At 42.8% G+C, this 7,367-nt stretch carries 12 protein-coding genes; 9 read left to right on the top strand and 3 right to left on the bottom strand.

The features are described from left to right. The first annotated feature begins 622 nt into the window (after window positions 1-622). From ACXAGV_RS17705 to ACXAGV_RS17695, 3 genes are all read left to right on the top strand, one after another. A complete protein-coding gene (locus ACXAGV_RS17705) occupies window positions 623-910 on the top strand; it encodes a hypothetical protein (RefSeq protein WP_474874370.1) in 288 nt (95 codons plus the stop codon). A 142-nt stretch (window positions 911-1,052) separates the two neighbouring features. After that, the gene (locus ACXAGV_RS17700; protein ID WP_474874373.1) at window positions 1,053-1,310 is read left to right on the top strand and encodes a YrhK family protein; all 258 of its coding nucleotides are present in this window, start codon (window positions 1,053-1,055) and stop codon (window positions 1,308-1,310) included. A 67-nt stretch (window positions 1,311-1,377) separates the two neighbouring features. Next, entirely contained in the window at window positions 1,378-1,719 is a 342-nt protein-coding gene (locus ACXAGV_RS17695) for a hypothetical protein (protein ID WP_474874369.1), read from the top strand. 131 nt (window positions 1,720-1,850) lie between these two features. Here ACXAGV_RS17695 and ACXAGV_RS17690 read toward each other — a convergent pair whose 3' ends face one another. After that, window positions 1,851-2,153, bottom strand: a complete 303-nt coding sequence (locus tag ACXAGV_RS17690; RefSeq protein WP_474874368.1) for a type II toxin-antitoxin system RelE/ParE family toxin — start codon at window positions 2,151-2,153, stop codon at window positions 1,851-1,853. Then, window positions 2,150-2,392, bottom strand: a complete 243-nt coding sequence (locus ACXAGV_RS17685) for a type II toxin-antitoxin system ParD family antitoxin (RefSeq protein ID WP_474874367.1) — start codon at window positions 2,390-2,392, stop codon at window positions 2,150-2,152. Before ACXAGV_RS17685 ends, ACXAGV_RS17690 begins: the two co-directional genes overlap by 4 nt. 379 nt (window positions 2,393-2,771) lie before the next feature. Here ACXAGV_RS17685 and ACXAGV_RS17680 point away from each other — a divergent pair, with 379 nt between their 5' ends. The 5 genes from ACXAGV_RS17680 (at window position 2,772) to ACXAGV_RS17660 (ending at window position 4,989) form a co-directional block, all read left to right on the top strand. Beyond that, complete coding sequence (locus ACXAGV_RS17680) at window positions 2,772-3,053, top strand: hypothetical protein (RefSeq protein WP_474874366.1); 282 nt, start codon at window positions 2,772-2,774, stop codon at window positions 3,051-3,053. Window positions 3,054-3,168: 115 nt separating this feature from the next. Continuing rightward, window positions 3,169-3,603, top strand: coding sequence for a hypothetical protein (locus ACXAGV_RS17675; RefSeq protein ID WP_474874365.1), 435 nt, complete (start codon window positions 3,169-3,171; stop codon window positions 3,601-3,603). Window positions 3,604-3,700: 97 nt separating this feature from the next. Next, window positions 3,701-4,129 carry a GNAT family N-acetyltransferase gene (locus ACXAGV_RS17670; RefSeq protein WP_474874364.1) on the top strand — a complete coding sequence of 143 codons (429 nt, stop codon included), beginning with the start codon at window positions 3,701-3,703 and terminating at the stop codon, window positions 4,127-4,129. Window positions 4,130-4,179: 50 nt separating this feature from the next. Continuing rightward, on the top strand, window positions 4,180-4,635 hold the full coding sequence (locus tag ACXAGV_RS17665) for a GNAT family N-acetyltransferase (RefSeq protein WP_474874363.1): 456 nt from the start codon (window positions 4,180-4,182) through the stop codon (window positions 4,633-4,635). A gap of 24 nt (window positions 4,636-4,659) precedes the next feature. Beyond that, window positions 4,660-4,989 carry a zinc ribbon domain-containing protein YjdM gene (locus tag ACXAGV_RS17660; protein WP_136783469.1) on the top strand — a complete coding sequence of 110 codons (330 nt, stop codon included), beginning with the start codon at window positions 4,660-4,662 and terminating at the stop codon, window positions 4,987-4,989. Between the two features lie 87 nt (window positions 4,990-5,076). Here the strand turns inward: ACXAGV_RS17660 and ACXAGV_RS17655 are convergent, their stop codons facing one another. Then, on the bottom strand, window positions 5,077-5,934 hold the full coding sequence (locus tag ACXAGV_RS17655; protein ID WP_474874362.1) for a LysR family transcriptional regulator: 858 nt from the start codon (window positions 5,932-5,934) through the stop codon (window positions 5,077-5,079). Between the two features lie 171 nt (window positions 5,935-6,105). Between ACXAGV_RS17655 and glyA the strand changes: the two genes are divergently transcribed. Beyond that, a complete protein-coding gene (glyA, locus tag ACXAGV_RS17650) occupies window positions 6,106-7,362 on the top strand; it encodes a serine hydroxymethyltransferase (protein ID WP_474874361.1) in 1,257 nt (418 codons plus the stop codon). The last annotated feature ends 5 nt before the right edge of the window (window positions 7,363-7,367 follow it).

Genomic DNA, 7,367 nt, shown 5'->3' with positions numbered 1-7,367 from the left:
GATTTCTATTCCAGCTTTGGGTTTCAAGAAGTCTGCTTGGATGAAGACGGTGACGATATGCTAGCTCTTATCCAGCTATGAATTCTAACAATCTGATGTAGCCGCTCGCTGGGACACAAACACGGCGACTGTGTCACTTCGTTCCGATTATAGCCGCCGTATTTGTGCCCTTAAGCAGGGCGTTAGGCGTCATTTACTTACAGCATAAAAAAGTGGGTTTAACCGTGACATTCCAGCATCAAGGTTGTTTCGCTAGGTTGTCTTTGCGGCTAGCTCTTGTTGCTGTTTCAACGGCTTTAGCAACGCGCTTTTCGTCAGCATCACAACGCCAACATTTAACACTACAAGTTGTCTAAACTCGCTCTTTTATCCAGCATTACCGTTAACATCTGGCTTTTCGCACAGGGTTGTTTTATCTTAAATTCAATAATTTAAACACGCGGTCTATTTGGCTAGTGGTGGCAGCAAAGCTGCATACGTTCCTTTGTACGCCTAACAAAACGCTGTTGGCACTCCCTCCGGTCGCTGGGACGCTAACACGTGGGCTGACTCACTTCGTTCGGATTTTAGCCCACGTGTTACTGCCCCTTATGTGGGTGTTATATTGCAAGGACGATTTAGCTTGGTAAAAAAAGTTTCGCTACTAATTCAAACCGCATCGCTTTTAACGATGCTGATCATGCTTTTTTTAGATATTGAGTTCTACTCCTTGCTCAGCGTCTACTGTTTTTTAGTTATTTGGTGTATTGATAAAGTAGTTCTCTTCTCACTCAAAGAAGAGTTTGGAATTGCCAATCAACTAAAAATTAAAGCAGACGCGCCGCCAGCTGTAAGGATTGCAGGGGTAAGCTTCGTATCTGTTATTCTAGTGTTCAGCCTCAAAGAGCTTTTTGAGCATGTTGCAATATAACAAACCACTCAAGGCTCTCGCTTCGCTCGCTGGGACGCTAACACATGGGCTGCGTCACTTCGTTCCTAATTTTAGCCCATGTGTTACCGCCCCTTAGTGGGAAGTTATGTTCAAGAATAAATCGAGCTAGGGAGATTTAGTGATGCAAGGTGTAGAACTGGACGGGGACATCAGCAATGTCCATATAGTGATCCAGCGTCGCTATGAGGCTTTAGGCGCATTCAATGATTTGCTAATAGCTGTCTGGTTTCTGATCGGTAGCTTTTTCTTTTTAAATGAGTCGCTTGTTGAAAGCGGTACTTGGTTATTTATCGTGGGTAGTGCGCAGTTAATCATAAAACCTTTGATTAAACTAATCAGCCTATTTCATGTTAGTAAAGCGCTCAAAAAACCAACATAATAAAGCCATCGTAGGGACGCCTTTTACGTTGCTTCGTTTATGTGCTTCTACGATATGGATATTTTAATTGTTTGAATTAGCTTTAATAGCAGTAATTGCAACTATCCTAAATGCGTTAACTGTAGAGTTTCATTGCAGGCTTCAAACTCGCCATATAGCTAAACAAAGAACAGTTTCTAATTTGATTAAGCATTATCTTTTAATGCTACCTTTTATTTTCGGCATGCTGGTCTTCCTATCTATTATTCAAACCAAAATTAACCAATTGGGTATCAGCTCTATTAGAGAATCTTTGTTGTTATTGAGTTTGGTTGTTCTTTTTTTGTCGCCTTTTATATATATCATGGACTGGCGCTATCCAGGTTTAGTCAGCAAAATGGAAAACTGGAGAAAAGGAGTATCAGATTAAATGCAAATTCTAGGTAATTTTAGGGACGCACATAACAAAAAAATTAAGTCACTCACTTCGTTCGCTGGGACGCATACACGCGGGGAGGGTTCGCCATTATGCCCCACGCAACTACGCCGCTTAGCTTATTGTTATGCGCCGAAGCGTAAGGGATTTACATCCATACTTTTATGAAGAATTCTTATAATCAGAATTTCCTGGCTACCAATTTGCTTGTAGAAAATAAGGTGACCTCCTTGCGGAAACTTTCTGTATCCGTCTCTTATTTCGTCGCAGCTTTTACCGATATCAGGATTTACAGACAACATCCAAAATGAATCGTCGAACTGTTTTAGGTATACATTACGCTGTTCCCGCCCCCATTTCCGCTGCGTAAATAACGCGATATCTTTTAAATCGGATTTTGCGAGTACAGTTAACTTAAATGGTTTCACTCTTTTAATTCGCCATCTAGTTCTGATATCAGGTCCTCAAGCTCGTATTCAGCCTCGCCGCTTTCTTCACCTGCTACAAGTAATTGACGCAAAGTGTTTAATTTGGTCTCCTGTGTCTCTAGCAAGCGAAGAGCTGAACGAATTACTTCGCTCGCCGAACCATATCGACCAGTTTGAATTTGGCTAGCAATAAAGCCATCAAAATGTTCACCAAGGGTAATGCTGGTATTTTTAGCCATTTTCGCTTTCTCCAAGTACCAATATATACCCAATTATGGTATTTGCGCACTGTAAGTCAATAGCGCGTAACAAACGCAATACACTCTCTGCGCTCGCTAGGGACAAAAAACACGCAGGCTCCCAGCGCTTCGCTCGGATTTTAGCCCACATGTTCCCGCCCCCATTTCTGTTACGTAAATAACGCAATATCTTTTAAATCAGGTTTTGCGAGTACAATAAACTTAACTCTCTTAAATCACGATCTAGTTCTGATATAAGGCGTTCAAGGTCGTATTCAGCCTCACCACTTTTTCACCTGTTATAAGAAATTGACGCAAAGTGTTTAATTTGGTCTTCTATGTTTCTAGCAAGCGGGACAATTACAAAAAAGGAGTTTTAATGAGACCTTATTCAAACCTAACCACAAAAAATTTAGAGCTAGTGCTTGTTATTGCACGACTATTCGCCTACTTGGGCTTTGTGCTCTTACTGTTATCTCTCATTGTGGCTACTAGTAAATACATCGAAAGTATCGATAGTATTAGTCTAATATCAACAATGACCATTTTGTCCTTATCTATGTACGCTTTGTTTGGGTCTGCTATCTTGGCTTTTCTTGTGGCAATAGAGGAAAGCTTTAGGAAAAAGGCTGAACACTCTGTAAGAAAAATTGAAATGTAACAAAGTGCTTAATACTTTCACTCTTTTCACTAGGATAATAACGCAGCGGTACTTCGTGATTATGCCCAACGCGCCTGTGCCAGTTATTGAATAGCTATGTTCACAAGGAAGGTTTATGAAATCGAAGGTTTTAATAGGAATTTTTGGGGGGCTATTCACCATCACCGTATTTAGCGTTGGCTTCTTCTCTTCACTTTATTTAACGACTTCAATAAATTCAGCTAGCTACACCAAAGAACACGTAGATAACGGCAGATTTATGCTATATGCATTAAGAAATATCGAAAATGGAGAAGTTGAAAAAGCTAGATTAGCTTTAAGAGGTCATATATCTCACAAAGTTCTCATTACAGATGCCTTTAGGCTGCCACCCACAAGTGAGCGAGAAGACCAGCTTATCAAAGAGTTTTATGCAGAAGTTGCGGAATATTTTTATTCACAAGGTGGCTTCAATGAAACTATGCAGGTCATGGAAAATGGCGAATGGGTTTCAAAACCTACGCCCACTATGAGAATTCTTGAAGAGTTTTCTGCAAACGAGCAAAACTAACGCATTAAATCACTCGCTCTGCTCGCTTGTGACTATTTCGCTAGCGCGCCTAAAGATGGCGAAGGACCAGACTGATGCATGGAAAGTGGAGGTTCTCATGAAAATTACTTTTGTACCAAGTTCGAACTTAAAGCGTGCTGCCGAACTTACCTTTAATAATATGCGCGATTATTACGCCCAATTTGCTCCTGATTGGAATGCATCCAAAGTACTTGATGTAACGGCAGAGCTTATTAACTACGATATTCAACTAGATGGGCAAACAGTTGGGCTGATGCGCCTACAATTTGAACAAAGCAATTGTGTTTTGCGCGACCTTCAAGTTACATCAGGCGCACAAAACCTAGGCATAGGGAGCGCCGCCATTGAAGAAGCTGAAAAGCTGGCATTGAGGGCTAACGCCACTTTACTCACGTTACGGGTTTTCAAAATAAGCCCGGCGGTTTCGCTTTATAAAAAAGTAGGTTTTGTCATTCAAAGCGAAGACGACCGTTTTTTCAACATGATTAAACCAGTATCCCCTTGAAAATACGTCATTTACAAGCACCTAACGGAAAACTAACCACAGGCAAAAAAATGAAGATCATTATTGATGACCTCACAGGGGGAGAAGTGCTGGCGCTTTTAGAAGAACATTTATCTGATATGTATGCCACGTCACCACCAGAAAGCGTGCATGCGCTAGACGTTGATGCACTAAAAGCTCCCAACATTACTTTTTTTAGTGGCTGGAAACAGCAACAGCTTGCTGGTTGTGTGGCTATTAAAACCCTTGATACACATAGCGCTGAACTTAAGTCTATGCGCACTGCAAAGCCCTTCAGGGGGGGCGGCGTAGCGTCTCAGTTGTTACTTTTTGCTTTAGAACATGCGAAAATGAGAGGGTTTAGCTCGGTAAGTTTAGAAACGGGAACCCAAGATTATTTTTTAGCAGCCAGAACGCTATACAAAAAGTTTGGTTTTGTTGATTGTGGCCCTTTTGGTAGTTACTCGCTCGACCCTAACAGCCATTTTATGACCCGAGCGCTTTAATTTAGTTTTTTAAGAGAATCCAACATGTCGTTACCTCCATGCCCGCACTGCCAATCAGAATATGTATACGAAGACCAGTCTTTACTCATTTGCCCTGAATGTGGACACGAGTGGAACCCGAACGAGGTAGAAGAGGAAGTCTCAGCAAAAGACTTCAACGGAACACCGTTAGTAGCCGGCGACAAAATTACGCTAGCAAAAGATTTGAAGGTAAAAGGCAGTTCATTGGTACTTAAAATTGGCACCAAAGCCGTTATCCGTCATGTGAAAGATGCCAAAGACCACCAGCTAGATTGTAAAGTAGATGGTGCTGGCGAAATGATGCTGACTGCACAATTTGTTAAAAAGGCATAGACGGCCTTTATTGAAAAGCTGTTACTCCTTTCGGTGCGCTTGCCCTGTTGTTTAGCAGGCGCGCTAGCTATCCCCTGCTACTTCCTGTTAAAAGTTTGCGACTTCGTTGGTAATGGTTTCAGTAAGCAAGCTAATCGCTTTCGATGACACTTTTTGAGGGTTAACTAAACAAACACCCACATGCCCAAGCTCGGGTAAACTTTCTGAATTAGATAAAACGTGTAGCCCAGGCGGCACCGAACTTTTTGCAAGTACAGTTATTCCCAGCCCTTCATTAATGGCTGTTTGTATGCCGTTTAAGTCGGCGATGGTATACACTACCTGCCACGGTTTTTTGATAGCCGATAACAGATTAGTTGCTCGCTTGCGGTAAATACACGGCGACGGTGCAGCAATAATAGGCAGTTTTGCAGGTACGCTGTTTACAAAGCGCTGACTTCCCACCCATACAAGTTGATCTGAAATGATGTAGCCGTCTTGCTGAGGCTCTGGTGTTTCTTGTAGCGAAAGAATTAAATCGAACTGACTTTTAAGCGGCTCACTAAGTAAGTCTTTACTTAGTGCACAATGTACCTCTAGCGATATTTCCGGGTAGGTTTGGGTGAACCGTCGAATAATTTTAGGCATAAGCGTTGTACTAAATTCGCTGGGAATGCCTAACCGAATATTTCCAGTAACCTGCGGTTTGCCGAATTCGGCCATCGCCTGATCGTTCAGTGCCACTATCTTTTCACCATATGACAATAAGCGACTACCAGCGCCAGTTAGTGCCAAGCGATTTTTGTCACGAGAAAATAGTTTTTCCCCAATCATTTCTTCTAGTTTTTTTATCTGTAAGCTAATGGCAGGCTGTGTGCGCTGAAGCTGCTCGGCACATTGTGTGTAGCTACCCGTCTGTGCAATAAGCACGAACGAGCGTAGGAAATCTATGGACAAGTTCTTCATTATTTTGCTGTACACCTCTCTATTAGCTTTGCCTGCTGTTTTGCCTTACTGATGCCAAACTTGCTCACAAAGCCATTTAATAAAATTATAGTGCCATATTTTTTATTAATTTTATTTATTCTTTTTACACTCCTAGTATCAGATACAAAATAATGACATTTAGGAGCCAGCATGAACCCACTTAACCAGCACCTTCACCAACAAGACCCAGATATCGCAGCATTTATTGCGCAAGAAAACGAACGCCAAGAACATCACATTGAACTGATTGCATCGGAGAACTACACCAGCAAAGCTGTTATGCAGGCGCAAGGCAGTCAGCTAACTAATAAGTATGCAGAAGGCTATCCGGGCAAGCGCTATTACGGTGGCTGTGAAGCCGTGGATAAAGTTGAACAGCTTGCTATCGACAGAGCCAAAGCCCTGTTTGAAGCTGATTATGTAAATGTACAGCCCCACTCTGGCTCGCAAGCGAATACTGCGGTTTACATGGCGTTGCTAAACCCAGGCGACACCATACTCGGGTTAAGTCTTGATCACGGCGGTCACCTAACCCATGGCGCAAAACCTAATTTTTCAGGCAAGCTATACAATGCCATTCAATATGGGCTAAACACCGAAACCGGTGAGATTGACTACGACCAAGTACAAGCTTTAGCTAACGAGCATAACCCAAAGATGATTGTGGCAGGGTTTTCAGCGTATTCTCGCGTTGTCGACTGGCAAAAGTTTAGAGAAATTGCCGACAGCGTTGGCGCGTATTTGCTGGTAGATATGGCACACGTTGCAGGTCTTGTAGCCGCGGGGGTCTATCCCTCTCCAATTAACGCGGCGCACGTGGTTACTACCACTACCCACAAAACACTGCGTGGCCCTCGCGGCGGGCTTATTATGTGTAAGACAAACCCTGAACTTGAAAAGAAGTTTAACTCACTTATTTTCCCGGGGATTCAGGGCGGCCCGCTAATGCACGTTATTGCGGCCAAAGCAGTGGCGTTCAAAGAAGCCATGACTGCAGAGTTTAGAACTTACCAAAAGCAAGTGATTACCAACGCACGCGCTATGGCCCATGTATTTATGACGCGTGGGTTTGACGTAGTATCTAATGGAACCGATAACCACATGTTCCTACTAAGTCTTGTAAACAAAGGAATGACCGGGAAAGAAGCCGACGCGATATTAAATGGCGTAAATATAACGGTAAACAAGAACACAGTACCCAACGACCCGCAGTCGCCATTTGTGACAAGTGGTATTCGAATTGGTACCCCTGCGGTCACTTCACGCAATTTTAGCGAAGAAGATTGCGCACAACTGGCCCACTGGATTTGCGATGTGTTAACCTCGCCGGAAGATAGTGCAGTGGTTCGACAGGTTAAAGGTAATGTAGCAGCACTGACAGCTGCGCGCCCTGTTTACATTAAGTAAGAGTT

Source organism: Alteromonas sp. ABH4_453, assembly GCF_056160665.1.
This window is presented reverse-complemented; position numbering and strand designations above follow the sequence as displayed.

What these genes read in the sequence shown, in the direction of transcription:
- ACXAGV_RS17700 (WP_474874373.1), top strand. Translation starts at nt 1,053, where the DNA reads ATGCAAGGTGTAGAACTGGACGGGGACATCAGCAATGTCCATATAGTG.
- ACXAGV_RS17685 (WP_474874367.1), bottom strand. Translation starts at nt 2,392, where the DNA reads ATGGCTAAAAATACCAGCATTACCCTTGGTGAACATTTTGATGGCTTT.
- ACXAGV_RS17680 (WP_474874366.1), top strand. Translation starts at nt 2,772, where the DNA reads ATGAGACCTTATTCAAACCTAACCACAAAAAATTTAGAGCTAGTGCTT.
- ACXAGV_RS17675 (WP_474874365.1), top strand. Translation starts at nt 3,169, where the DNA reads ATGAAATCGAAGGTTTTAATAGGAATTTTTGGGGGGCTATTCACCATC.
- ACXAGV_RS17670 (WP_474874364.1), top strand. Translation starts at nt 3,701, where the DNA reads ATGAAAATTACTTTTGTACCAAGTTCGAACTTAAAGCGTGCTGCCGAA.
- ACXAGV_RS17665 (WP_474874363.1), top strand. Translation starts at nt 4,180, where the DNA reads ATGAAGATCATTATTGATGACCTCACAGGGGGAGAAGTGCTGGCGCTT.
- ACXAGV_RS17660 (WP_136783469.1), top strand. Translation starts at nt 4,660, where the DNA reads ATGTCGTTACCTCCATGCCCGCACTGCCAATCAGAATATGTATACGAA.
- ACXAGV_RS17655 (WP_474874362.1), bottom strand. Translation starts at nt 5,934, where the DNA reads ATGAAGAACTTGTCCATAGATTTCCTACGCTCGTTCGTGCTTATTGCA.
- glyA (WP_474874361.1), top strand. Translation starts at nt 6,106, where the DNA reads ATGAACCCACTTAACCAGCACCTTCACCAACAAGACCCAGATATCGCA.